The sequence below is a fragment of the Thioclava sp. F36-7 genome (assembly GCF_002020075.1).
Classification (GTDB): Bacteria; Pseudomonadota; Alphaproteobacteria; order Rhodobacterales; family Rhodobacteraceae; genus Thioclava; species Thioclava sediminum.
The window spans coordinates 125,828-149,875 of record NZ_MPZR01000010.1 but is presented as its reverse complement, the minus strand read 5'-3'; the positions used below and the strand labels follow the sequence as shown (position 1 = coordinate 149,875).

Here is a 24,048-nt window from a genome sequence, read left to right as displayed (position 1 = left end):
AAACCGCCTGCGCGGTTCACGAAGAAGCTCGCGGCCTGGGAACGCTCCAACGGCGTTGGACGTCTCGTCAAGAAGGAGCCGCCACGACCCTATCCGAATTGGACGGCGCCGGCGTCGTTCACGCTGCACGAGGGGAACTTCTCCTCGGACGGGGTCATACTCGTGACGATCATGCGGACCCATTCGGCGGATAGCGCCTTGACCTTCGAGGTCGCTGAGGAACCACAGCCTGGGCAGGTGCGTGTTCTGCTGGATTTCGGCGGTTGCACGGAGCTGCTCCACCTGGCCGAGTCTGTCACGGCTGCCGAACTCTGGATCGCCAAAGAAGGCTATCGCAACGCGCGGCTGAAGATCGTCGGCAGCGAGGATGGCGATAGGGCAGGGGGCGCGGAGCTTGCCGCCTGAGCCCATGTAGAACCCAAGGGGCCCGCCAAAGCGCGGGCCTCTCACCCATCACGACCCTTTCCCGCGAAATCGCGGGGCACCATAGCATCCAATCCAACACGGAATGACGTATTCCTTGAAAAGCCTGCCCGGGAGGCTGGCACCGATGGCATCAGCGGGACACCCGGCTCCAGTCAGCCGTCGCACCATCCCCCGCTCGCCATTCCCTTCCTTGCCCCGAATCCCGTCTTCGAGATCAACCCGCGAGGGGTCGGACTACGGGCGAGCCCGTGCCGCCGGGTGGATTCGGACGAGCCGAACGCACCCGGTGATGTCAGCCAGTCTTCGGGCCTGCGGGGTCCTGTCGCGCGGGGGATGGTCCTCCGCCTCCAAGACAGGAGCCAAACAGATGTCCCGCAAAGATGCTCACGCCTTCGCTGCTTCCCTCGCCGCCACGCTCATGGTCTCGATCGTCGTCTTCCAGGCCGGTGATGGAACCTATGGCGCCGTCCCCGCCGATGAAATCGACGGCGACGAAGTTCAGGTAGTGGGTGAGATCGACCCGTGGGCGTAAAGCCCACGGACTCGAAGACGGCTCGGGTTCGGAGCAAGGCTCCGATCCGGGCCTTTCGCCTCTCAACCGTTCCGGCCGACCGGCAAAATGAGCCGACGATGGTCGGCATGCCTCTGCAAAAAAAATCGAGCTCGAGCGTCAGCCAATCTGGCTTTGCCCAGACATCAGCGGTCAATTGCCGTGCAATGAAGGCCGCTTGAATATCGTCAGGGTTCGGCGGAAACTGCGTCGTATTTGGTTCAGGTCACGTCGCATGCTCTACAAGTCATTGATTTCCTTATACGGTTCATCGCTTGCGGGTAGATCGGCTCCTGCTGACGACCTAGTTTGGCACTTTACGCCGTCCGAGGATCTGAGGCTTTTTCGCGAGTATGCGCTCGATGCCCTGCAGCAGGCGAAAGTGTACCTGCTCGACCATATGGCTGCAGCCTATGCCGATACGCTTCATGACGCAGTCGCCAAACAGGCTTCGGAAACCGGTCTTCCCGCAATGGCCATTCTGGGTGAGGTAAAGCTCCCCGCCGACGTTGTTTGGGTCGAATTTGACGATCGAGAGCTGGGTGTCGCGCGCTTTGAACGGGCTTCACCAGTAACGAGACATGACGACAAACCCATAGGCACTGGTCTACGCGGCTATCTCATCGATGATCGAAACAATGGCCACTTGCGCATCACGATGTTCCATCGCCGCGACAATTCGCGGGTCGTCGATCCAATCTGCGCTTTGCTCGTGAAACGAACTCCGACAGGCGAGTTGAACTACGACAACGTCGAAGTCGAGTTGAGCCGTTCCATGGTCGAATTCCGTGTGCGGAGCGGTGATACGATGGAAATGATCAACGGTCGGCGCACGGTGCACCAAGTTGAAACAGGCTACGATCTTTTCATCCCCTACGCGCTCTTTGCGATGCTGGTTTCCCCGGACTTGGGGGGCATCATTCCCACGGAACATGAGACGTTCACGGCCAAGGACGCAAAGACAGCTCGAAAGTTCGGGAAGTCCTGGATTCTGGGTGCGCAGAAATCCCATCTTACAATCCGCATTGGTCCGCAGGCCGCGGCTCACATGCAAGAGCGTCAGGCTCGCCTTGAGTTCGAGCGGCGGACTCAGGACGGACGCAACGGCCCTGTTCGCCATTGGGTGAGCGAACATGAGCGGCGCTATCGCAGCGGTAAGGTTGTCTTGGTGAAGGGGCACCACAGAGGGCAATTGCCTGCGCCCAATCTGCCAACGCGTGTGATGGGGCCAAAACCCGAGGCAACGATTTTCGAGTTAGACGCAGTTGATCCGTCCGACCTAGACTGAACCCGGAGTTTGCCGCGCGGTCATGTCGTCGGCCGTCAATCTATCGCCGCCACATCGACGAACTCCCGTAGTTTTCGGCCGTGACCTGACCAGGTCGGCGCCAAGAGCTCAGGGAGCCGGAAATCCAACAATGCTGGCGCGAAGCGGTATCCGCTCTCCCCGATCAGTTCGGCCAGGAAGTGGCCCATACCGTGGCGATGGCTTCCGCCTTGGTGCAACCTTTTACCATGCACCAATCCAAGACCGTGGAGAATGCCCCGGCGACTTCCTTTTGCATTTTCTGTACGCGTTGAGCGACAGCGCCCCGAGATCGCAATCAGCTTTTGGTTGCGGTCCGCGTCCGGAATATTCCGGTATCGATAGCCCGTCGCAGCAAGGCCCTGCATTTCCCAACAGGTGGTGCCGCGGCAATGGAAGGTGATCCAGACCGTGCGCGAAAAGTTCACCTGCCGGGCCTGCGAGAGTGAGGGCGTGCCCGCCACTGGTTCGAGGGTCGCCCGAACCAGCCAGCCGCCCGCGCCATTCCACCCGATCCCGCGGGGTTGGGCAGGCCCCAGCCTGTTGGCGATGATTGTCTTCGAAAAATTCGGCCAGCATCAGCCTTTGAACCGTCAGGCCGAGCGTTATGCGCGGGAAGGCGTGGACCTCAGCCTCTCGACGCTTGCCGACCAGGTCGGCGCCGTGACCGATCTGCTGAAACCGCTCCATGATCTGATCGCGGCGCATGTCATGGTGGCCGAACGCCTGCATGGTGACGATACGACGGTGCCGCTGCTGGCCCGCGGCGGCACGAAGACGGCGCGGCTCTGGACCTATGTCCGCCACGATCGTCCCTTTGGGGGCGCGGCGCCGCCAGCGGTGGTGTTCCGCTTCTCGCGCGACCGGGGCGGGGAACACCCGGTCGCGCATTTGAAGGACTGGCAGGGGATCCTGCAAGCCGATGCCTATGCGGGTTACAACCCGCTTTATCGCGGCGACCGCAAGCCGGGGCCGGTTCTTTCGGCCCTGTGTTGGAGCCACGCACGCCGCAAGTTCTTCGAACTGGCCGATGTCGAGGGGAACATCCGCAAGGGCAAGGATGCCAGGGAAATCTCGCCGGTCGCCTTCGAGGCGGTGAAGCGCATCGATGCTCTCTTCGACATTGAGCGCGAGATCGCCGGCCTCGACCCGGCCGCCCGTCTGGAGGCGCGCAAGGCGCACGCAGCCCCACAGGTCGCCGCCCTGGAACTCTGGCTTCGGGCGCAACGTGCGCAGCTGTCGAAGCACGCCAAGGTCGCCAAGGCGATCGACTATCTGCTCTCGCCCGATCACTGGCCGGGCTTTACGCGGTTCTTGGAAGACGGACGGGTCTGCCTCAGCAACAACGCGGCGGAACGATCTCTGCGCGGTGTGGCCCTGGGCAGAAAGTCTTGGCTCTTCGCCGGCTCCGAGAGGGGCGGGCAGCGCGCGGCCTTCATGTATTCCTTGATAGGCACCGCCAAGCTGAACAACATCGACCCGCAAGCCTGGTTGGCAGACGCCATCGCGCGGATCTCCGACATCCCCGTCTCGCGGCTGCCGGAATTGTTGCCATGGAACTGGAAACCGAAGGGAAAAGCCGAGGTCAAGGCCGCCTGACCGCGGCCCTTGGCGTATGCTTACCCTGCGAAAGATGGCTCGCAACCCCATCCCAGCTGGAAGGGAATTGATTTCGTGCAAGCGGCGCTGCCTCAGGAAGATCGCCAGCGCACCGCGCAAGAAGGCGGAGAAATCACGATGGACGATTATGTCGAGCATCTATCCCAAGGGAGGTCCTGACACCGCTGAATTAAGGCGCCCCCCAGGAAGCTTAACGTACAATCCTGCCCTCTACCGGAGCAGACCCCCGAAAGCGTGATCTTTTGCGCCGATACCCTGCATCACCCGGTCGAGATCGCCGACCCCGATATCCGCTGTGAGTTTGACCGTTATCCGGCGCAGGCGGCCCAATCGCGCAAGGCGGTCCTGGGGCGATGCATCGCGGAAAACGCGATCCTGATCCCGGTGCATTTCGTTGCGCCGGTCGCCTGCCGGGTCGGCGGACGCGCAGAGGCGCCGGTGTATCGTCCGCTGGTGCCGTCCGAACCGAAAGGATTTGCCGATGTCTGAACGCACCTTCGTTCTGGTGTCCGGCGCCTGGCACGGGGGCTGGGTCTGGCGCGACTTCGCGGCCCGGCTGCGGGCGCAGGGGCATGTCGTCACCACCCCGACCCTGACCGGTTTGGGGGAACGCCGCCACCTGATGGCGGGCAGCGCCGATCTGAGCACGCATATCGAGGATGTGGTGGCCCATAACGAGATGGAGGGGCTGGAAGAAGTCGATCTTCTGGGCTGGAGCTATGGTGGCATGGTCATCTCCGGCGTTCAGGCTCGCATCCCGGGCAAGATCCGGTCGCTGATCTATTACGATGCCTTCGTGCCCGAGGATGGCAAGGCCATGGTCGATTGCATGGAGGCCGCAAACCGCGCGCATTACGAGGCGGGCAGGGATGCCGACCGGCTGCTGGAGCCGATTCCGATGGCGGCTTTCGGGGTCACCGATCCGGCGGTGCTGGACTTCGTGACACCGCGGATCGGCGGCCAGCCCTGGCGCACCTTCTTCGAGCCGGTCCCGGTCTCGCCGGATATCGCGTCGGTGCCTCAGACCTATATCCTGTGCACCGAATGGGGCATTCCGTCACCGATGACGCGCTTCGTGCCGGTGATGGAGGCGCGGGGGGCGCGGATCGTGACCATCGCGGGCAGTCACCTGTCGATGCTGACCGAACCCGAGGAGACGCTGGAGGCGATCCTCGCGACGCCCTGACGCCGGGCGGTTCTTCTCCTCATGCAAAAGCGGCGCCCGTCTTGCGAGGGGCGCCGCTTTCCGGACCCGCCGGAGCGGGATATCGTTCGGGCCTAGTTGCCGAGCACTGCGCCTGCCGCGCTGCCGCCCATGAGCTTTTGCTGGCCATAGAGCAGGAGCACGATGCCCAGCGGCAGCAGGGCGAAGGCCGGGTGCAGGCCGGTCAGGAAGAAGCTCGCCACCCCGATCACGATCACCGCCAGACGCAGGGGTACGGCCACGCGCCTTGCCAGGTATCCCACCAGCCCGGCGGAGATCAGGAAGACCGAAGCCACGCCGCCGATGATGGCCGCGCCGATCTCGACCAGCGTTCCTTCCAGCAGGAAGGCCGGGTTCAGGACGAAGGCGAAGGGGATGACATAGGCGACCACGGCCAGTTTCAGCGCTTCGAGTGCCGTCTTCATCGGGGCGGAGCGCGCGATGGACGCGGCCACGAAGACCGACAGGCAGACCGGCGGCGTCAGGAAGGACAGCGTGCCGAAGTAGAAAATGAACATATGCGCGCCCATCTTGTTGATGCCGAGCTGCTCGAAGGCCGGGCCGATCAGGATCACGAGGATGATATAGGTCGCCGTCACCGGCACCCCCATCCCCAGGATGATGCAGCCGATGGCCGAGAAGATCAGGAGCAGCCAGATGCTGCCGCCCGAGGCCGCGATGAGGTTCTGCGACAGGCTCGACCCAAGGCCGGTCAGGCCGAGGCAGCCCACGACGATCCCGGCAATGGCGCACATGATCGCGATGAACACCGTGGCTTCGCCCGCCTCCACGAAGGTGCGGACATAGGCACGCGCCGGGCGGCGCATGCTGGGCAGGACCAGCGACATCAGGATCGTGGCGAAGCTGGCCGCGAAGGCCGAGGCCGCCGGGTTCCAGTTCCAACCAAAGAGCGTCCAGAGCAGGATCGCGAAGGGCACCGCCACGGGGATCATCCGGCGGCCCGCATCGCGCAGGTCCGGAAGCTCGGTCGCGTCGACGCCTTCCATGCTGGCTTTCACCGCTTCGAGGTGAACCTGAAGGTAGACGCAGAAGTAGAACAGGAGCGCCGGAACCGCCGCCGCGATGGCCACGGTGGCATAGGGAACGGCCAGGAACTCGGCCATGAGAAAGCCAGTGGCGGCCATGACCGGCGGCAGGACGAGGCCGCCGGTGGAGGCGACCGCCTCGACCGCGCCGGCCCGTTCGGGCGAATATCCGACCTTGCGCATCATCGGGATGGTGAGCATCCCGGTGGTGGCCACGTTGGCCGAGGCGCTGCCCGAGAGCGAGCCGAAGAGCGCGCTGGACATGATCGCGACCTTGGCGGGTCCGCCCTTGCGGCGGCCCATCAGGGCGAAGGCGAAATCAGAGATCGCATCGCCGCCGCCGACCAAGAACAGCACCTGTCCGAAGACCACGAAACTGGTGACGATGGTGGCCGCGACATAGACCGGCGTGCCGAAGATCGCCCCGGTTCCGAGATAGTTATAGGTGACGAGCCGGTCCCAGCGGATCACGCGGGTTTCGAACATGCCCGACAGGTAGTGACCGAAATAGGCGTATCCGAGCGCCAGAAGGCCGACGCTAACCATGGTCCAGCCGACATGGCGGCGTGCCACCTCGAGAAGCAGGACGATACCGATCACGCTGACGATCACCTTGTCGGTGGTGATGAGGCCAAGGCTGCGGACGATTTCGTCGTAATTCAGAAAGATGTAACCCCCGACGATCAGCGCCAGCACGGCCCCGATTATGTCATACCAGGGCGGCGTCTCGCGGACCTGGGACTTGGAGAAGGGTTTGACCAGGAACGAGATCGCGACGCAGATCGCGATGAACAGCGTCAGGTATTGTTCCTTGTATATGATGATGCCGAAGCGCGGCAGCAGCTGAAGCGAATAGATCAGTGCCGCGATGGGCAGGATGATCGCAAGGACCTCGTAGACGTAGCGATACGGGCGTTTCAGAACCCTGTTGTTTTCTTGCACGGGTGTCTGGCCTCCGATTGGCGTGTGGACTCTTACAGGGAGAATCGCCCCGGCCGTCAAGATCTGGCCGGAGCGATCCGTTGCTGTGTCGCGCCGGGACGGGCCCGGGGCATCATGGGTTATTTCGCCGAAATCTCAGCCTGACGGGCTTCGAGCTCGTCGGTCCACACGCCCTTGGATTTGAAGAATTCAATGGCGGCCGGGTGGAACGGAACCACGACGGCGGTGTCGGCAAAGCGATCCGGCGTCCAGGTCGCGAGCGACGGGTGAATGGCCTTCAGCTCTTCCGAATGCTCCCACAGCGTCTCGAGGATCGCGATGACCTTGTCATCGGCGAGGTCGCTGCGGCCATAGAGCGTGGTTGCATAGCTCAGCGCGTAGATGTCGCTGTCGACACCGACGATGCCCGCGGGCACTTCGATCGGAACGAAGGCGCTGCCGATTTCCTGCGAACGGGCCATCGCTTCGGGCGAGGGGTCGATCGACAGGATGCGCGCGCCTTCGGCGGCGTTGAGCTGCTGAAGGATACCGCTGCCGATGGAGCCGACGGCGGCGTCGGCGCGGCCTTCGATCACGGCGGTCACGCCTTCGGGATAGCTGGAGACGCTGACGACCTCGAAGTCGTCGGCGGTCAGACCGGCATTGGCGAGCGCGGCTTCGGCGGTGATCGAGGACCCGGCAAAGGCACCGTAGTTCGACACGACGCGCTTGCCTTTCAGGTCTTCCATGCTGTGGATGTCCGAGCTGCCCCGGACCACCAGCGACAGGCGGATCGGCGAGCCGAGCATGATGGTGGAGATCGGGTAACCCTCGCCGCCATTCATGCCCTCATAGGGGCCCACGGCCCGGTAGGCGAAGTTGGCTTCGAGCGGGCTCGACAGGCCGAGATCGGCTTCGCTGGAGACGAACATCGGGAAGAAGACGGTCGGGGATTGCGGCAGCACGTCGACGCGGTCGCCCGTGTGCTGGCCAATGACCGACGCGATGGCCTGCGACTGCGCGTAGAACAGGCTTCCTTCCGGGTTGCCGCCCATCACGAGGATATCGGCCTCGGCGGATTTGGGCGCGGCGCCCACAAACATGGCAACGCCGAGCGCTGCGGCGGTCAGTTTCTGGAAAATCATTGGGGCAACATCCTCCCTACCCACGTGGTGCTGGCTCCGCTATCTGGAGCGGGCTTGCTTTTATAGCTCGGTATTCGAACAAACATCGAATACCGCATCAACTTAGAGGCAGGCAGACACGGAGTCAATTCACGCCGATCGTCCCCGCCGCATTCTTCAAACGTATATGAACCGCCCCGATTGGGGGGACGATCAGAGCAGTGCGCCCGCGATCAGCAGGGCGGTCATGCTGATCGCGTAATAGGTCAGGATGAAGGGGCCGTTCCACCGCAGGCCGACTTCCCGGGCGGATTTGCCGGTCATGCCCATGGCGATGGCCAGTGTCGAGGCGAAGGGCGACAGCAGCATCGAGCCGGACCAGCCGCACATCACGGCGAGCATCAGCATCACCTCCGGCATGTCGATCCCGGACGAGATGATGGCCCCCGAGCAGACCAGCGCGCCGATCATCGGCGACAGGCCAAGCTGGCTGACCAGAGTCATCAGCAGGATGATGATACAGGCGATCACCCCCGGGCCGAGCGAGACGTTCTCGATCAGCAAACGCAGTTGATCGGCGGGCAGCATCTCGACGACGGTCAGGCCGAGGAAGGCGCTCGCCCCGATCAAGCAGATCTCGCTGGTCGAATCCGGCAGCGCACGGAACCCGTCGCGGGCGAGGGATGTCAGGTTGCCGGAGAACGGGCGCCCCTCGGTCAGGAGCACCCAGACCACCGCCATGGAGGGGATCACGATCAGGATCGCGGCGCGCATCGGAATGCCGATCACCACCTCGGCCAGTGCCGACAGCCCGGTGATCGCGATGAGCAACCCGAGCAGTGCGGCCATGGCGAGGCCCGCACCCTTGTGGGGTGACGGGGTGAAGGTGCGGCGCGGGCGCGGCTCGAGCCGGTCGAACACCCAGCCCAGGGCGAAGAAGACCACCATCAGGCCGAGCCCGTAGGGCAGGTAAGACACATATCCCAATGTCGGCATCAGCGGCAGGAGCATGTTCATCGCCAGACCGACCGGCGACCACAGGATCGTTGCGGCGAAGCCACGCATGACGGCATTCGCGATTCGCCGTCCCTGCACCTCGCCGATCTGGGGCGTGGGCGCGGTGCGGTCGCGTTGGGCCAGCGCGATCCCGAGCAGAAGCTGGAGACCGCCGAGATTGAGCAGGATGCCGAAGATATGGCTGCCGCTGGCCAGGAGCACGAAACGACGTGACGGCGGCTGGTCCACCACGAAATGCGCCGCCGTATTAACGATGTTCGAGCGCATCGCGGCGACCCGCAGGATCGCCATGACCGTCAGCAGCGCGGGCAGGTAAAGCGCGCGGCTCGCGGCAAGGGCAAGGCTGCCCGGATCGCCGCCGGCCATGACCAGAAGCACCGCGGACAGGGCCGCCAGCAGGAGCAGAACCTTGGCGTTGGTGCGCACATGGCGCCAGCGCATCAGGATGTGGCAGACGATCAGCGTGATCGCGATTCCGGCGAACAGGTGATTGTCGCTGAACAGGTCCGCGAGGGTGAAGACGGTGCCGCCCAGCAAAGCGGCGGAGGCGATCGTGGAAAGCCGGTCCGGGCGGGCCGCATCTGGCATTATATGCTCTTACCTCATACCGGTGAACCGACCGCTACGCACCGCCCGGCATGGTCGACCGGGCGGCGGCCCTATCCTTTCCGGTATTGTCTAGACAGACAACCCGCCATCAATCGCGATTTCGCCTCCTGAGATGTAGAGGCTGAAATCCGACAGCAAAAACAATACCATATGAACGACATCTTCCGGCATGCCGGCGCGACCCAGCGGCACCTGCGCGGTGCGGGTCTTCAGGTCCTCGTCGCTCCAGGCGTCCAGCATCGGGGTGAGGATAATGCCCGGATGGACCGAGTTGACGCGGATCCCGCGCGGGCCCAGCTCGCGCGCGGCGGTCTTGGTCATGCCGCGCACGGCCCATTTGGTGCCGACATAGGCAATGCCCTTGCTGGCGCGCAGCCCGGCAAGCGACGAGATGTTCACGATCGACCCGCCGTCGGGACCCATCGCCGCTTCGGCGAACTTCACGCCCAGATAGGTGCCGAACTGGTTGACCTTGTATTGCAGGTCGAAATCCTCGGGCGTGGTGTCGGGGATGGTTTCTGGCCGATAGAGCCCGGCATTGTTCACCAGACCGTGCAGGGGCCAGTCGCCGCATTGCGCCTGCAACGCCGCCCAGTCCGCTTCCGAGGTCACGTCGAGGCGGGCGAATTGCGCGCCGATCTCATCGGCGAGGGCGCGGCCCTCGTCTTCAAGGATGTCGGCGACAATCACCTGCGCGCCCCGCGCCGCGAGATGCCGGGCCTGAAGCGCGCCCTGTCCGCGCGCGCCGCCGGTGACAACCATGAGGCGGCCGCCGAAGGACACGCCCAGGATGTCGATCTGGCCGGGCTGGCCATCGGGCTGGCGGCGCGGCAACCGGCAGAGGGGTTCGCGGACAGTGCCGCCGGGCGCGAGGCGCTGATCCTGGCCTGCGGCGGGCTGCGCACCGCCTCGATGCAGACCCATCGCGGGTTTGGCGGCATCTCGTTTTGGAACGATCACGAGACGGCGCGCCATTTCCGCCGTATCCACAACGATCTTGTCCGGCTGGGCGGCAGCGCACGGGCGCGGCGCGATCAGGCGGATGCCACCCAGGCGGTCGGATCGCCCGAAGCGGCGGCGGCGGCGGGCGATCTCGGCACCTTCGCCGAGGAGGTGCTACGCTTCGAGCTGCGGGAGACGGTCCTGATCCCCTGACGGGTCAGGGCTGCGTCACACGGTTTCGCCCGCCAGCCGGGCGAAGGCCCCTTCGACCAGCTGCTTCTGGACCGACGGCGACAGGCTTCCATCCTGGCGGAAGATCCTTGAGGTCGAGCCGAGCTCGAATTTCTGCGAATAGACGTTCGCGCCGAGCTCCAGAAGGAACTGGTGTAGGGCAGGGTGGCCGCGCAGCGCGCCGACGCCGCCCACGGGCGCCCCGCAGAGCGTGATCAGCTTGCCGTGGAACAGGTTGCCCGCGCCGTCCACGTCATGCCCGATCCAGCCAGCGGCGTTGCGGAACACCGAGGAGAACGCGCCGGTATATTCATCGGAGCTCATGAAGATGGCGTCTGCCGCGGCCACGGCTTTGCGAAGCTTCGCTGCATCGTCCGGTATGGGACTGGGCTGACCCTCGATGAAAACCGGCAGCTCATATTCGGCAAGGTTCAGCGTGACCGCCGCGAAGGCATCCGCCATGTCGCGGTCCGCAAGGGCCGCAGCGGCGCCGACCATCCGCCAGTTGGACGAGCCGACCTGGCTGCTTCCCGACATGAAGAGGACTGTCTTTTTGGGCATTTTCCGCTCCTTAAGATGATTGACGGCCAGTGACCGGCCCCTGAACGCCGCCCGCCGGCACCGGCGGATATGTCACCTTCGCAAGGGGCTTGGTGCCTTGATTTTTCATCTGCTCCTCCCCCCGTTTTCTGCATCTGCATGGCCAGTCCCTGCTTGACACAAAATTCTCAGGATTGTAAATCAAAAAAACGAATAGCGGTTTGAGTTCGAAATGCGAACATCCGACAACTCGTTTATCGGGAGGGAGTAAACCCATGAACAATTTGGCGCCCCTTGGGGCGGAAATGCCTGTTTGGGCGAAGGAAGATGAGGGTTTCCATGTCCCTTACTGGGTGTTCCAGCGCGAAGACGTTCTGGAGATGGAAAATGAGCGCCTGTTCCAGGGGGAAACCTGGAACTACATGTGTCTTGAAGCCGAACTTCAGTCGCCCGGCGACTTCGTCGCGGTCCATGTCGGGGAAACCCCGGTCATCGTGACCCGCGACCATGACGGCGAGATTTATGCGTTCGAGAACCGCTGCTCGCATCGCGGCTCGCTTCTGGCGCTGGAAGATCGCGGCAACGTCAAGGATTTCACCTGCGTCTATCATGCCTGGACCCACAGCCTGCAAGGCGACCTCGTGGGGATCGCGTTCAAGGACGGGATCGGCGGCAAAGGCGGGATGGAGAAGGACTTCTGCATGAATTCCGTCGGCCCGCGCAAGCTGCGCGTAGCCAATGTCGACGGGCTGATCTTCGGCAGCTTCGACGAGGATGTGGACGATATCGAGGATTACCTGGGCGAGGAGGTTCTCGACCGCATCCATCGCGTGCTGGAAGGCCGCAAGATGGTGGTTCTGGGCCGGTTCACACAGGTGCTTCCCAACAACTGGAAGCTCTATGTCGAGAACACCAAGGACAGCTATCACGCCAGTATCCTGCACACCTTCTTCACCACCTTCGAGTTGAACCGGCTGTCGCAGAAGGGCGGGATCATCGTCAGCCCGAATGGCGGCTGCCATGTGAGCTATTCCGAGATCGACCAGGTCGCGGAAGCCGAGAAGGCGAAGAACACGATCTATTCGGACCAGAATATCCGGTCGCAATCGGACCTGCAACTGGCCGACAAGTCGCTTCTGGCGAGCTTCAAGGAATTCGATGACGACATCACCCTGCAGATCCTCACGGTCTTTCCGGGTTTCGTCCTGCAGCAGATCCAGAACTCGATCGCGGTGCGTCAGGTCCTGCCGAAAGGCACCGACGAGATGCATCTCAAATGGACCTATATCGGGTTCGAAGACGACACGACCGAACAGCGCCGCGCGCGTCTGAAACTGTCGAACCTGATCGGGCCGGGCGGCTATGTGTCGATGGAAGACGGCTGTATCGGCGGCTTCGTGCGCCGGGGCACCAAGGGCGCGTCGGACAACAATGCCGTGCTCGAAATGGGCGGGCGCAGCATCGAAGGCGGCGACGACCGCATCACGGAAGCCTCGATCCGGGGGTTCTGGGCAGAATACAGAATGAGGATGGGCCTATGAACATTCACGTCCGGCAGGCCGAGGTTTCGGCCCTGATCAGCGCCGCGCAGGCCCGCTATGTCCGCGAGATCGACGATGGCGATTGCACGGCATGGCCCAACTTCTTCGTGGATGATTGCTTCTACACGATCACCAGCGCCGACAATTACGCGCAGAACCTTGAGGCGGGTCTTGTCTGGCTCGACAGCAAGGACATGCTGCGCGACCGTATCCTGTCGCTGCTGGAGGCCAACGTCTATGAGCGCCACTCCTACCGCCACATGATCGGGCAGCCCTTCGTGGGCGAGCTGGAAGGCGACGAAGTGGATTCGGAAACCTCGTTCATGGTGGCCCGGATCACCCGCGAGGGGCCGACCGATCTTTTTGCCACCGGGCGCTATATCGACCGCTACCGGATCGTCGGCGACGAGGCAAAGATCGTGTCGCGCACTGTGGTGCTGGACAGCAACCAGATCGACACGCTGCTCGGTTTCCCGCTATAATGACGGCGCAAAAGGAAAAAGTGCTGATCACCGTTGGCGATGCCAACGGGATCGGCCCGGAAGTCGCGGCCAAGGCCGCTATCGCGCTGGCCGACGATCCGGCGCTGCGCCCGGTGATCGTGGGCGACCGGCATCTGGTGGAGCCGGTCGTGACGGCGGCGGGCTTCGCGCTTGAGCCGTCCATGGACAAATGGGGCGCGCCCGGCCACGTCGATCTTCATGAGGTTGGCGCGATTGACGCGGCCGATGTGACGCCCGGCACACCCACAGCGGCCAGCGGGCGGGCGACGGTTGCCTATGTCGAGCGCGCGGTTGCGCTGGTCAAGGACGGCACCGGCCGCGCCATCGTGGCCTGTCCGCATTCGGAAACGGCGGTCAATGCCAGTGGGCGGACCTTTTCGGGCTATCCCAACCTTCTGTCCGAGCTTCTAGGCACCGGCGAGGATTCGGTTTTCCTGATGCTGATCGGCGGCGGGCTTCGAATCGTGCATGTGACGCTGCATGAAGGCATTCACACCGCGCTTGACCGGCTGACGCCGGAGCTGATCGAACGCGCCACGCTGGCCGCGCATCAGGCGCTCAGCGGTCTGGGGATCGACGCCCCGCGCATCGGGCTGTTCGGGATCAACCCCCATGCGGGCGAGGGCGGGCTTTTCGGGGATGAGGACGACCGCATCGTCACCCCCGCCATCGAACGGCTGCGCGCCCAAGGGATCGACGCGCACGGGCCGGAAGGCGCCGACGTGATGCTGGTGCGCGAAGGCTATGACGCCTTTGTCGCCATGTATCACGATCAGGGCCATATCCCGGTCAAGCTGCTGGCCGGGCGCAGTTCGGCGGCGATGTCGATCGGTTCCGGGCTGGTCTTTTCCAGCGTCGGGCACGGCGCGGCGTTCGATATTGCGGGCAAGGGTCAGGCGTCCAGCGATGCGGCGGTCGCCGCGATCAGGCTTGTCGGAGGTATTCAGTGAGTTTTCGTATAACCGTCACCGACCATGACGATATCGGCTTCGACTGCGAAGAGGACGAAACCGTTCTCGACGCGGCTGACCGCGCGGGCTATGCCATTCCCTATTCATGCCGCAAGGGTGTGTGTTCGTCCTGCGAAGGCGGCATCGCTTCGGGCGAGGCGATGGTGCGCGGGCAGGGGGTTCAGGCCGGTCCCGCCGAGGGCGTGAAGCTGTGCCAGGCCCGTCCGCTGACCGATCTTCAGATCGCGCCGACCCGGATCCAGAAGGTCGAGCCTGTGGAGCGCAAGACGCTGGAGGCGAAGGTGCGCAAGATCACCCGCCCGGCGCCGGACGTGGCCGTGATCCAGTTCCGCCTGCCGATCGGGCAACGCGCACCGTTCCGCGCCGGTCAATACCTGCGGGTGGTGATGGAGGACGGCGACAGCCGCAACTACTCCATGGCGAACCCCCCGCAGAAAAACGACGGGATCGAGCTGCATATCCGGCATGTACCCGGCGGCAAGTTCTCGGAGCAGGTGCTGAGCAAGCTGGACAAGGGGCAGTTCCTGACCGTCGAGCTGCCTTATGGCGAGTTCTGCCTGTCTGACAACGACGATATGGACGCGGTTTTGCTGGCCACCGGCACCGGGTTTGCCCCGATGAAATCGTTGATCGAGAACCAGATCGCGCTGGGGGCCGAGCGGCCGCTGAAGCTTTATTGGGGTGTCAATACCGAGGCCGATCTTTACATGGCCGATGTCGCCGCCCGCTGGGCTGCGGCGCATCCCTGGATCAGCTTCACGCCGGTCATCTCGTCGCCTTCGGACGGCTGGGACGGGCGCACCGGGTTCGTTCACCGCGCGGTGCTTGAGGACATTCCCGACATGAGCAATGTCGAGGTCTATGCCTGCGGTGCGCCGGTGATGATCGACGCGGCGCGCTCGGAATTCGAGGCCGAGGCCGGGCTGGCCAAAGATCGCTTTTTCAGCGATGCTTTCGTGGCGTCGGGCGACGAGGAATAACGCCGCCTGCGCGGCCCCACCCGGTTTCTGGACTTATCCCGGATGCTATGGCAGGTTGCGGCGCGGCGTTTCCCGCCGGGCCGCTTGGTGCCCGGCACGTCGCCGACACGACAGGCGCCGGGGACCGGACATGCCAGAAAAGGGTGGAGCTCGGATGACGGGGACGACGGAAAAAGAAGGGGGCACGGCGACGAAATCGCGCGCGCCCGAGGGGATGGCGGGGCTGGCCAAGGGCCTGGCCATCATCGAATTGTTCGGGGAAGAGCACCCGGCTGTCACTGTTTCGTCCGCCGCTGATGAGACCGGCATTTCGCGGGCCAGTGCGCGGCGCTGCCTGCTGACCCTGACCGATCTGGGTTATCTGACCAAGAACGGCCCGCGTTTCATGCCGACCCCGCGCATGTTGCGGCTGGGCCGATCCTATACCGGCGCGATTCCGCTGCCCCAGCTTGCCCAGCATCAGCTTGACGCGGCGCGCGAGGAGTTGGGGGAATCCGTCTCGCTTTCGATCCTAGAGGATGGCCGGTCAACCTTTGTCGCGCGGGCCGAGGCTGCGCGGCTGGTCTCCACCGCGATCCGTCTGGGCACCCGGCTGCCCGCCTATGCCGCGGCCACGGGGCGTATCCTGCTGTCGGCCTATGACGACAAGGCGCTGGATGCCTATCTCGACGCGGCGGAGCCGGTGGCCATGACCAAGCATACGGTTACGGACAAGGCGAAGCTGAAGGAGATCATCCGCGCCGCCAGCCGTGACAAGGTGGCGTTCACCGACGAGGAGCTGGAGCTGGGCATGGTCAGCATGGCCATTCCGGTCTTCGACCCGGACGGCAAGCTGGTCGCCTCGATGAGCGTGAGCGCGGCGCGGCCGCGCGTCACCGTCAAGGACATGCGCAAGCACATGCTGCCCATTTTGCGCATCTATGCCGAGGCGCTGTCGCGGTCCCTTTGAACGATGTCGGCGGGCAAGGCTGCCCGCGTCAGGTCAGCATCATCGTGGTGGTCTGAAGGTTCTTCGCCAGAAGCGTCAGCTTCGGCCCGATCTCGTTGCGGAGCCGTTCGCTCGTGGCGACGGGGCCTGCGCAGCTCAGGGTGAAGATCCGGCCGCTCGACTTGGCGATCACGGGGGTCGCGACCGCGCGGATGGCGAGATGGAAAACCTGGTCGGCCAGGACGAACCCCAAATTCTGGTAGTCGAGCCGGGCCTGCTTGATGCTCTTTTCCCGCGTTGGCCATTCATCCCCAGCCAGGCTGCGCAGTTGCGGGGTCATCAGTTCGAGCCGCTCTTCCTCGATCATGGCGAGATAGGCAAGCCCGGCATCGCTGCGGATCATCGGCAGGCGCGATCCGACGCTGTGGTTAAAGATGGACCTGTCCCGTTTCTGTGCCGCCCCAAGTGCTCGTTTAAGCGACCTTTCGTTCGAAGGCGACCGGGCTTTTCCAGCCCAATGCTGAGTGCCGTCGACGTGGATTGTAGAAGCCGTTGATGTATTGGAAGATGGCCAACTCGGCGTCTCTGCGCGTCTGCCAAGGCCGTCGCCAGATCAGCTCAGCCTTGATCGTCTTGAAGAAGGTTTCGACGGCGGAGTTGTCATAGCAGTTGCCCTTGCCGCTCATTGATACCTTGAAGCCGTGCTGGCGCAGGAGCTTCTGATAATCGTGGGAGCAATATTGGCTGCCGCGATCCGTATGATGGATGCAGCCCTTGGGAGGCTGGCGCAGTGCAACCGCCATCTTCAATGCTCGGATTGCCAAGTCACGTTTCATCCTGTTACTCACCGCCCAGCCAATGACACGCCGGGAATGCAGATCAAGGATCACGGCAAGGTAGAGCCATCCTTCTCGCGTCCAGACATAGCTGATGTCACCGGCCCACTTCTGGTTCGGCCGATCTGCGCGGAAGTCCCGGTTCAGCAGGTTCGGCGCGATGTTGAAAGCGTGGTCGCTATCGGTCGTCACCTTGTATTTCTTGGATCGCTCAACCCGTATGCCGTTCTCGCGCATCAATCTGCCAACCCGGCGATGACCGACGTTCAGACCCATCTCTCTCAATTCTTCGGTCATGCGTGGACGGCCATAGCCGCCCAGGCTGAGGCGGGACTGTTCCTTGATGTGGCCAAGACAACCATGTCAGTCCGTCGCCTTTGACGCTTGTGTCCTTTGCCTCGGATGTGCAGGTCCATCTCGACGCAGTTCCTGTGTCCAAGGAGAACCTGATCCGGATCCGCACCGAGGTTTCCCTTCTGCAGACGCGCGGCATGACAAATCTGTCCGGCGGTTGGTTCGCCGGGGTCGAATGTGCGGCAAACCGCCTGCGCGGTTCACGAAGAAGCTCGCGGCCTGGGAACGCTCCAACGGCGTTGGACGTCTCGTCAAGAAGGAGCCGCCGCGACCCTATCCGACCTGGACGGCGCCGGCGTCGTTCACGCTGCACGAGGGAAACTTCGCCTCGGACGGGGTCATTCTCGTCACCATCATGCGAACGCATTCGGCTGACAGTGCGTTGACCTTCGAGGTGGCTGAGGAGCCGAAGCCCGGACAGGTGCGCGTCCTGCTGGATTTCGGCGGTTGCACGGAACTGCTCCACCTGGCCGGGTCTGTCACGGCTGCCGAACTCTGGATCGCCAGGGAAGGCTATCGCAACGCGCGGCTCGAAATTGTCGGCGAAGAAGCCGCCGGTAGGGCAGGGGGCGCGGAGCTTGCCGCCTGAGCCCATGTAGAACCCGAAGGGCCCGCCGAAGCGCGGGCCTCTCACCCATCAGGACCCTGTCCCGCGAAATCGCGGAGCACCATAGGATCCAATCCATCACGGAACTAGGTCTTCTACCAAATGTCTGCCCGGGAGGCTGGCAGCGAAAGCATCAGCGGGACACCCGGCTCCTGTCAGCGGTCGCACCATCCCCCGCTCGCCATTCCCTTCCTTGCCCCGAATCCTGGCCTCAAAATCAACCCGCAAGGGGTCGGACTACGGGCGAACCCGTGCCGCCGGATGGATTCGGCCCCGTTTCACTTTTTCGGGCCGAACGCACCCGGTGATGTCAGGCAGTCTTCGGGCCTGCGAGGTCCTGTCGCGCGGGGGATGGTCCTCCGCCTCCAAGACAGGAGCCAAACAGATGTCCCGCAAAGATGCTCACGCCTTCGCCGCCTCTCTCGCCGCCACGCTCATGGTCTCGATCGTCGTCTTCCAGGCCGGTGATGGAACCTATGGCGCCGTCCCCGCTGATGAAATCGACGGAGACGAGGTCGTGATCGTCTCGGAATACGATCCCTTCGGGTGAGGCTTCGGCCTCACTTCCCGAGGGCCCAGGCGTGGCACAGGTGTGCACCTGGGCCTAGTAATGCCCCCGTGACCGGAGATAGTCAGTCGGCTAACAATCGCTTCCGACAGTCTGCTTCTACCATGTTCGGGAAGCCTTTTCGTCGACCATCCCTATATGCTGGAAACAGCGGTCACCCCCATGGTGAGCGCTGGTTACATGACGTTCATCAGCGCGGGGTCCATTCCGAACAGGCTGCTGGCGCTGTGCGCTGCCTTTCCGAGCGTGACGCTGCATAGCACGGTAACCGACGCGCCAGGCCAGGCCCTGATGATCTTGATCCCGAGGCTGCATTTGGCCCTTTGGGAACCAAAGTGGATGTCGCTGTCACTCGCTGTCGTCTATCGGCAACCTGAGTGATACTTGAAAACCTGTGGTCCGGCCCGGCCGCGGCGATTGAAGGACAAGGCGGCTGCTGATCCGCTCTGCGATTGCGGCGACGATGGCAAGACCCAGGCCGCTGCCGTCGGAGGTGGCAGAGGCCCGCTCGAAACGCGCTGTCAGCCGGTCGAGTGTTTCGCACGGCACGACGGGGCCGTCATTTGCTACGGTGAACTGGCCAGATGCGGTCAGCGTGACGTCGACCGGGGAAGCCTGTGCTCCGTGACGAAGAGCGTTTTCCACGAGGTTCCGGCACAGGATGGCGAAGGCGTCGGGATCAAGATCTGACATGACAGCCATGTCGGGAAGATTTAGCCTGATACGATCTGGCGTGCCCGTGCGGCCAATATCGTCCACCACAATTCTCGCAACGCCCCTCAGATCCGAGCTTTTGTCCATCCTCAATCGCCCGCCTTCTGCCCGCGCGAGTTGCATCATGCGTTCTGTGCGTCGCGTCAGCCTTTTCAGCGTCTCCTCGATGTCGGTCGCACGTTGTGCAGCCGCTCGGTCCTTGGTTTCCGACCTGAGCCTCTGCGCCTGCGCGATCGCTCCCGCGAGTGGTGTGCGCAACTCGTGAGCGGCGTTCGCGGCGAAGCTTCGCTCGGCCTCGAACGCCTCACGTAATCTGGCCAGCAGGCTGTTCAGCGTATCAGCCAACGGGCCGATTTCAGTTGGAAGCCCCTCGTGAGGAACCTGCGAAAGGTCGCGAGCGCCACGTGCTTCCAGCCGCGCGCGGAACCGGCGCAGAGGATCAAGGCTGAAGCGAACTGCCAGGATGATCGCGATCAAGGCCACTGGAAGCACGATCAGCAAGGGCAGGCCGAGACCCATCTGGATTTCGCGAGCCACCGACATGCGGTGGGCCAGCGGCTCGGCCACTGTGATGCGGATCGTGTCCTGAAGCGCCGCGTCGCTGTAGAGACGGTGCGTCGCGGTCTGGCGAAACCCGGGCCCGTCATAGGAGGGGAACACGGTGGGGTCCGCCGCATGCGATTGCAGCAGGATGCGGCCTTCGGCATCGCGCACGAGATAGGTGAAGAACTCGTCGTGCGCACGGATCGGGGCGAGCCGCTGGGTCACACCCTGATCTTCCCGCCCGACGATGTCGGTTACTGCCAGCGGCAGGATCCGCTCCGCTGTCTCACGGAGCGCGCTGTCGAAGACCTCGTCCATTTCGGCCCGGACGATCACGGCCGTCACCGTCGCAGCCAGCAGCCACAGCACCGTCAGCACCAGCCCCACGGATAGGCCGAGCCGCGCCTGAAGGCTTGCGGGCCACCTCATGGCCTGCCCAGGCGGTAGCCCATGCCGCGCTCGGTTTCGATGATTGCGCTCCCCAGTTTCTTCCGCAGGCGGCTGACATGGACCTCGATGGTGTTGCTCTCGACCTCGGCGTCGAAGGCGTAGAGCTTCTCCTCCAACTGCGCCTTGGACAGGAGCTGCCCGGGGCGCGCGAGGAAGGCTTCGAAGAGCGCCCATTCCCGCGCCGTCAGCGGCACATGTCTGCCATCCCGATGGACGCTGCGCGCAGCAAGGTCGATGTCGAGCGGTCCGTGGGTCAGGATCGGGTTGGGGTTGCCGCTGTAGCGCCGCGCGACCGATCCGATCCGCGCCGACAGTTCCGACAGGTCGAAAGGCTTCACAAGGTAGTCGTCTGCGCCCGCGTTGAGGCCTTCGATGCGGTCCGACACTTGGTCGAGTGCGGTAAGAATGATGACCGGCGTCACGTCGCCCCGCGTGCGCAAAACCTTGAGGAACCCGATGCCACGCCCGTCCGGCAGCATCAGGTCGAGCAGGATTAAGTCGTAGGACGTAGCAGCCATGGCATCGCTTGCCGCATCCAACCGCGTAACCCAATCCACTGACTGGCCATCGGCTGCGATCTGGTCGCGCACGGCAGCGCCGAGGGTCGTGTCGTCTTCGATCAGCAATATGCGCATGGTCGTACCCGTTCTTGTCTGATGTCCCTGCATGATCCGTCTGGCTGACACGAAGCTGAAGCCTGTGGGTCGCGCCCGTTCAGGCTGTCGTCAGTTTCGCAGCGCATGAAGTGCATCAAGAGGCGAGCCACTAGGAGTGTGCCCCATGAAGAAGACATTGACAATTATCGGCTTTCTCGCGGTCTTCCCGGCCGGCGCGGCGCTGGCTGACGACGACTGCTTCGTTCCGATGGCTGATTGGCAGCCGCGCGACGCGGTTGCCCGTCTTGCCGAGGAAAATGGCTGGGCGGTGCGCCGCATCAAGATCGACGATGGCTGCTACGAAATTGACGGCCGGGATGCCCAAGGGCGTGCGATCGAGGTGACGGTCCACCCGGCGACGTTGGAAGTAATCGAGTTCGAGTTTGAGGACGACGATGATGATCGTCGCGACCGCGATCACGAGAGACGCGACGATGACTGATACGGCGCATCGTGATGGTAATGTCTCTGCGCCGGGCCTTCCCACACTCCCTCGGCTTTCCCTCAACTCTCCTCTGGCCCTGACGGGCCCGGTGCTGGTGGCGCTGCCATGCCTGCTGGCGGCTCTGTTCGGGATGAACACCTATGCGCCTTATGGTGCGGATGCAGCATTTGGTATTGCCGTCGGGGCCGCGGCAGTTGTCGCGATGGCACAGACCTTGATCCTCGCCGCACGGCCGCCACTGGTGGAACCATTGTTCGGCGGTCTCGATCGAATGTACCGGGTCCACAAATGGCTCGGCATTTCCGCGATGGTCCTGATGATACTGCACCAGCAGATAGAGCCGGATTTCGAGCGTTTGGTGCGTGAAACCTCCCTTGGGGACCTAGGTGAAGAGGCGGGCGAACTTGCCTTCAACGCACTTCTCGCCCTAGTCGCTGTCAGCTGGTTCCGGAGATTGCCCTTCATCGGGCTCGAGATTCCCTATCAGCTCTGGCGGTTCAGCCATCGTTTCATGGGAGCCCTTTTTGCAATCGTGGTGTTTCACCAGTTTTTTGTCGACATGCCTGCTGGGGTAGACCCGACATTCATGTTGGTGCTGAATGCTTTCGGCATCGCCGGAGTGGTCGCCTGGATCTTCACCGAGTTGCTCGCTCCGCACCTACGGCGTAGAGACTTCACCGTCAGCCAGATCAGGCAGACCGGTGACACGACCACCTTGACCCTCCGCCCCGAGGGGCGGGCCATGCGGTGGCGGCCGGGGCAATTCGCCTTCTTCCGCGCGCCAGAGGCGGGACTGTCCGAGCCGCACCCCTTCACGATCGCCAGCGCCCCGCGCCCTGACGGCACCCTGACGTTCTCCATCCGGGGCTTGGGTGGCTGGACACGAAGCCTGCCCGCCATCTTGCGGACCGGAACGCGTGTGCAGGTCGAAGGGCCATATGGACGGTTCAATTTCCGCAAGGGCGGTGCGCGCCAAATATGGCTTGCCGGCGGCATCGGTATCACGCCGTTCCTCGCCTGGGCGGAAAGCCTGACAGAGGCGGAGAGTCGCGACATTCACCTCATCCACTGCGTTCCGACACAAGATGAAGCGATTGGCGTAGAGACGCTGCGCGCTGCGGTTGCCCGCAACCCGAGGTTCAGTTTCGAGGTGTTCGTCGCGGCGCGCGATGGCAGGCTCACGGCTGAGCGGCTGATCAGCGCCACCCCTTTCGCAGTCCGGCAAGCCGATCTGTGGTTCTGTGGCCCAACCGGCCTGAAGGACGGGGTCCTGAAGGGCTTGAAGGCGCAAGGCCAAACGCCTCGCCGTGTCCGTTTCGAGCAGTTCGAATTCGCTTAACCGCGGGGCAGGGCGCATCGCCATGTCAGCCCTGTGGCCTGCGCTCGCACCTTTTTGGCCCCGCCCTCATCGGCGGGGCCATTTTCCTGACGGCAAGCTGAACCGGGAATCGCCGACGCGTCAGGAAGGCCTCAGGTCCTGTCTCCAGATTGTCCTCAGCAGATGACAAGGAGACCCTGCCATGAAGAAGACCCTGACCGCCTTCGCCCTGATCGCCCTGTTGCCCGCTGGCGCCGCCCTGGCCGACGACGACGAGTGCCGCGTGCCCCGTGACCAGTGGCAGCCGCGCGAGGCCGTGATGCAGCTGGCTGAGCAAAACGGCTGGACCGTGCGCGACTTCGAGATCGACGATGGCTGCTACGAGATCGAGGGCCGAGATCAGGATGGCCGGGAGATCGAGGTGAAGCTCGATCCGGCGACGTTGCAGATCGTCGAGATGGATTACGAGGATGAGGACGACGACCGTGGCGGCGCCCGCAATCCCGCGCCCGCCGGCACGGTCGCCCCTCCGCAGAACGGCCTCTTCGGGAACGGCACCCCGCCGCAGGTTCAGGTGAACTGAACCGCTCTCAAGCTCCTCTCCGAACAAGGATCAACCCGATGAAATCGCTTCTCGCAACGCTCGCGCTCACCACCGCGCTGACGCTCCCCGGCCTCGCCATGGCGCGGCCGGTGACGCTCACCACGACCCTCAACAATTACGGCGGCGACGGGGCCTATCTCGCGCTCTACGTCACCGACACCTCGGGCGCCTATGTCGGCAGTCTCTGGATGGCTGGCGGCAAGTCCAAGTACTACGAGCACCTCAGCGATTGGTACCGCGCCACCGGCGGCGACACCGCGCAGGTGAACGGAATCACCGGCGCCAGCGTCGGCGCGGGCCGCACGCTCGAGATCACGCTCGACCTCGCCGACGCGCTCTTTGATGCGGGCTACACGCTCCACATCGACGCGGCCGTCGAGGACATGCGCGACAGTCCGAACGAGGTGGCCGTACCGCTCACGACCGACGGCGCGGGCACGCCGGTGCGCGGGCGCCGGTACATCGCCAGCTTCGCCTACGACATGTGAAGGGTG

Annotated in this window: 26 protein-coding genes and 2 pseudogenes; 18 read left to right on the top strand and 10 right to left on the bottom strand. The window is 63.7% G+C overall.

The window, feature by feature from the left end; translation table 11 throughout:
* The 3 genes from BMI89_RS17600 to BMI89_RS17595 all read left to right on the top strand — a co-directional run.
* Positions 1-405 (top strand): hypothetical protein (locus BMI89_RS17600; protein WP_078572141.1); only part of this gene is annotated, 405 nt, incomplete at its 5' end.
* A 388-nt stretch (positions 406-793) separates the two neighbouring features.
* Positions 794-958 carry a hypothetical protein gene (locus tag BMI89_RS20940; RefSeq protein ID WP_010138195.1) on the top strand — a complete coding sequence of 55 codons (165 nt, stop codon included), beginning with the start codon at positions 794-796 and terminating at the stop codon, positions 956-958.
* 253 nt (positions 959-1,211) lie between these two features.
* Positions 1,212-2,264: a hypothetical protein gene (locus tag BMI89_RS17595; protein ID WP_078572139.1), complete on the top strand. Its 1,053-nt coding sequence runs from the start codon at positions 1,212-1,214 to the stop codon at positions 2,262-2,264.
* A 35-nt stretch (positions 2,265-2,299) separates the two neighbouring features.
* On the opposite strand, the gene BMI89_RS20665 is transcribed toward BMI89_RS17595, so the two are convergent.
* Complete coding sequence (locus BMI89_RS20665; protein ID WP_143593937.1) at positions 2,300-2,710, bottom strand: hypothetical protein; 411 nt, start codon at positions 2,708-2,710, stop codon at positions 2,300-2,302.
* Here BMI89_RS20665 and BMI89_RS17590 point away from each other — a divergent pair.
* The 3 genes and pseudogenes from BMI89_RS17590 to BMI89_RS17580 all read left to right on the top strand — a co-directional run.
* A pseudogene (locus BMI89_RS17590) lies at positions 2,652-3,881 on the top strand (IS66 family transposase); the annotation flags it as partial. The gene BMI89_RS20665 and the pseudogene BMI89_RS17590 overlap by 59 nt on opposite strands.
* Before the next feature lie 255 nt (positions 3,882-4,136).
* Entirely contained in the window at positions 4,137-4,391 is a 255-nt protein-coding gene (locus BMI89_RS17585) for a hypothetical protein (protein ID WP_078572137.1), read from the top strand.
* Positions 4,384-5,088: an alpha/beta hydrolase gene (locus tag BMI89_RS17580; RefSeq protein WP_078572135.1), complete on the top strand. Its 705-nt coding sequence runs from the start codon at positions 4,384-4,386 to the stop codon at positions 5,086-5,088. The genes BMI89_RS17585 and BMI89_RS17580 overlap by 8 nt, the downstream gene beginning before the upstream one ends.
* A 92-nt stretch (positions 5,089-5,180) precedes the next feature.
* On the opposite strand, the gene BMI89_RS17575 is transcribed toward BMI89_RS17580, so the two are convergent.
* The 4 genes from BMI89_RS17575 to BMI89_RS17560 all read right to left on the bottom strand — a co-directional run bounded on the left by BMI89_RS17575 (position 5,181) and on the right by BMI89_RS17560 (position 10,585).
* Positions 5,181-7,094, bottom strand: coding sequence for a TRAP transporter fused permease subunit (locus BMI89_RS17575; RefSeq protein WP_168176830.1), 1,914 nt, complete (start codon positions 7,092-7,094; stop codon positions 5,181-5,183).
* Between the two features lie 119 nt (positions 7,095-7,213).
* The gene (locus tag BMI89_RS17570; protein ID WP_078572130.1) at positions 7,214-8,218 is read right to left on the bottom strand and encodes a TAXI family TRAP transporter solute-binding subunit; all 1,005 of its coding nucleotides are present in this window, start codon (positions 8,216-8,218) and stop codon (positions 7,214-7,216) included.
* Between the two features lie 192 nt (positions 8,219-8,410).
* Positions 8,411-9,802 carry a hypothetical protein gene (locus BMI89_RS17565; RefSeq protein ID WP_078572128.1) on the bottom strand — a complete coding sequence of 464 codons (1,392 nt, stop codon included), beginning with the start codon at positions 9,800-9,802 and terminating at the stop codon, positions 8,411-8,413.
* 90 nt (positions 9,803-9,892) lie between these two features.
* On the bottom strand, positions 9,893-10,585 hold the full coding sequence (locus tag BMI89_RS17560; RefSeq protein WP_078572152.1) for an SDR family oxidoreductase: 693 nt from the start codon (positions 10,583-10,585) through the stop codon (positions 9,893-9,895).
* Here BMI89_RS17560 and BMI89_RS20660 point away from each other — a divergent pair.
* On the top strand, positions 10,535-10,978 hold the full coding sequence (locus BMI89_RS20660; RefSeq protein ID WP_143593936.1) for a hypothetical protein: 444 nt from the start codon (positions 10,535-10,537) through the stop codon (positions 10,976-10,978). The two genes, BMI89_RS17560 and BMI89_RS20660, sit on opposite strands and share 51 nt — an antisense overlap.
* Positions 10,979-10,993: 15 nt before the next feature.
* On the opposite strand, the gene BMI89_RS17550 is transcribed toward BMI89_RS20660, so the two are convergent.
* Entirely contained in the window at positions 10,994-11,557 is a 564-nt protein-coding gene (locus tag BMI89_RS17550; protein ID WP_078572124.1) for an NAD(P)H-dependent oxidoreductase, read from the bottom strand.
* A gap of 254 nt (positions 11,558-11,811) precedes the next feature.
* Between BMI89_RS17550 and BMI89_RS17545 the strand changes: the two genes are divergently transcribed.
* The 5 genes from BMI89_RS17545 (at position 11,812) to BMI89_RS17525 (ending at position 16,480) form a co-directional block, all read left to right on the top strand.
* Positions 11,812-13,077, top strand: coding sequence for a Rieske 2Fe-2S domain-containing protein (locus BMI89_RS17545; RefSeq protein ID WP_210402175.1), 1,266 nt, complete (start codon positions 11,812-11,814; stop codon positions 13,075-13,077).
* Positions 13,074-13,559: an aromatic-ring-hydroxylating dioxygenase subunit beta gene (locus BMI89_RS17540; RefSeq protein WP_078572122.1), complete on the top strand. Its 486-nt coding sequence runs from the start codon at positions 13,074-13,076 to the stop codon at positions 13,557-13,559. The genes BMI89_RS17545 and BMI89_RS17540 overlap by 4 nt, the downstream gene beginning before the upstream one ends.
* A 20-nt stretch (positions 13,560-13,579) precedes the next feature.
* Complete coding sequence (locus BMI89_RS17535) at positions 13,580-14,530, top strand: 4-hydroxythreonine-4-phosphate dehydrogenase PdxA (RefSeq protein ID WP_246832061.1); 951 nt, start codon at positions 13,580-13,582, stop codon at positions 14,528-14,530.
* Positions 14,527-15,531 (top strand): FAD-binding oxidoreductase, encoded by a 1,005-nt coding sequence (locus BMI89_RS17530; protein ID WP_078572118.1) that lies wholly within the window; start codon positions 14,527-14,529, stop codon positions 15,529-15,531. Before BMI89_RS17535 ends, BMI89_RS17530 begins: the two co-directional genes overlap by 4 nt.
* A gap of 154 nt (positions 15,532-15,685) precedes the next feature.
* Entirely contained in the window at positions 15,686-16,480 is a 795-nt protein-coding gene (locus tag BMI89_RS17525) for an IclR family transcriptional regulator C-terminal domain-containing protein (protein WP_210402174.1), read from the top strand.
* 28 nt (positions 16,481-16,508) lie between these two features.
* Here the strand turns inward: BMI89_RS17525 and BMI89_RS17520 are convergent, their stop codons facing one another.
* Both BMI89_RS17520 and BMI89_RS17515 read right to left on the bottom strand, forming a co-directional pair.
* Positions 16,509-16,862, bottom strand: coding sequence for a hypothetical protein (locus BMI89_RS17520; protein WP_078572116.1), 354 nt, complete (start codon positions 16,860-16,862; stop codon positions 16,509-16,511).
* Positions 16,863-16,932: 70 nt separating this feature from the next.
* A pseudogene (locus BMI89_RS17515) lies at positions 16,933-17,643 on the bottom strand (IS3 family transposase); the annotation flags it as partial.
* 181 nt (positions 17,644-17,824) lie between these two features.
* Here BMI89_RS17515 and BMI89_RS17510 point away from each other — a divergent pair.
* Complete coding sequence (locus BMI89_RS17510; RefSeq protein ID WP_078572114.1) at positions 17,825-18,238, top strand: hypothetical protein; 414 nt, start codon at positions 17,825-17,827, stop codon at positions 18,236-18,238.
* Between the two features lie 403 nt (positions 18,239-18,641).
* Complete coding sequence (locus BMI89_RS20935; RefSeq protein WP_009574204.1) at positions 18,642-18,806, top strand: hypothetical protein; 165 nt, start codon at positions 18,642-18,644, stop codon at positions 18,804-18,806.
* A 366-nt stretch (positions 18,807-19,172) separates the two neighbouring features.
* Here BMI89_RS20935 and BMI89_RS17500 read toward each other — a convergent pair whose 3' ends face one another.
* Together BMI89_RS17500 and BMI89_RS17495 are read right to left on the bottom strand one after the other, a co-directional pair.
* A complete protein-coding gene (locus BMI89_RS17500) occupies positions 19,173-20,510 on the bottom strand; it encodes an ATP-binding protein (protein ID WP_078572110.1) in 1,338 nt (445 codons plus the stop codon).
* The gene (locus BMI89_RS17495) at positions 20,507-21,166 is read right to left on the bottom strand and encodes a response regulator transcription factor (protein ID WP_038068681.1); all 660 of its coding nucleotides are present in this window, start codon (positions 21,164-21,166) and stop codon (positions 20,507-20,509) included. The genes BMI89_RS17500 and BMI89_RS17495 overlap by 4 nt, the downstream gene beginning before the upstream one ends.
* 145 nt (positions 21,167-21,311) lie before the next feature.
* Here BMI89_RS17495 and BMI89_RS17490 point away from each other — a divergent pair, with 145 nt between their 5' ends.
* The 4 genes from BMI89_RS17490 to BMI89_RS17475 all read left to right on the top strand — a co-directional run bounded on the left by BMI89_RS17490 (position 21,312) and on the right by BMI89_RS17475 (position 24,042).
* A complete protein-coding gene (locus BMI89_RS17490) occupies positions 21,312-21,629 on the top strand; it encodes a PepSY domain-containing protein (protein ID WP_038068680.1) in 318 nt (105 codons plus the stop codon).
* A complete protein-coding gene (locus BMI89_RS17485; protein ID WP_078572147.1) occupies positions 21,586-22,971 on the top strand; it encodes a ferredoxin reductase family protein in 1,386 nt (461 codons plus the stop codon). The genes BMI89_RS17490 and BMI89_RS17485 overlap by 44 nt, the downstream gene beginning before the upstream one ends.
* A gap of 181 nt (positions 22,972-23,152) precedes the next feature.
* Positions 23,153-23,533 (top strand): PepSY domain-containing protein, encoded by a 381-nt coding sequence (locus BMI89_RS17480; protein ID WP_038070264.1) that lies wholly within the window; start codon positions 23,153-23,155, stop codon positions 23,531-23,533.
* A gap of 38 nt (positions 23,534-23,571) precedes the next feature.
* A complete protein-coding gene (locus BMI89_RS17475; RefSeq protein WP_054540790.1) occupies positions 23,572-24,042 on the top strand; it encodes a DUF2271 domain-containing protein in 471 nt (156 codons plus the stop codon).
* Positions 24,043-24,048 lie beyond the last annotated feature (6 nt).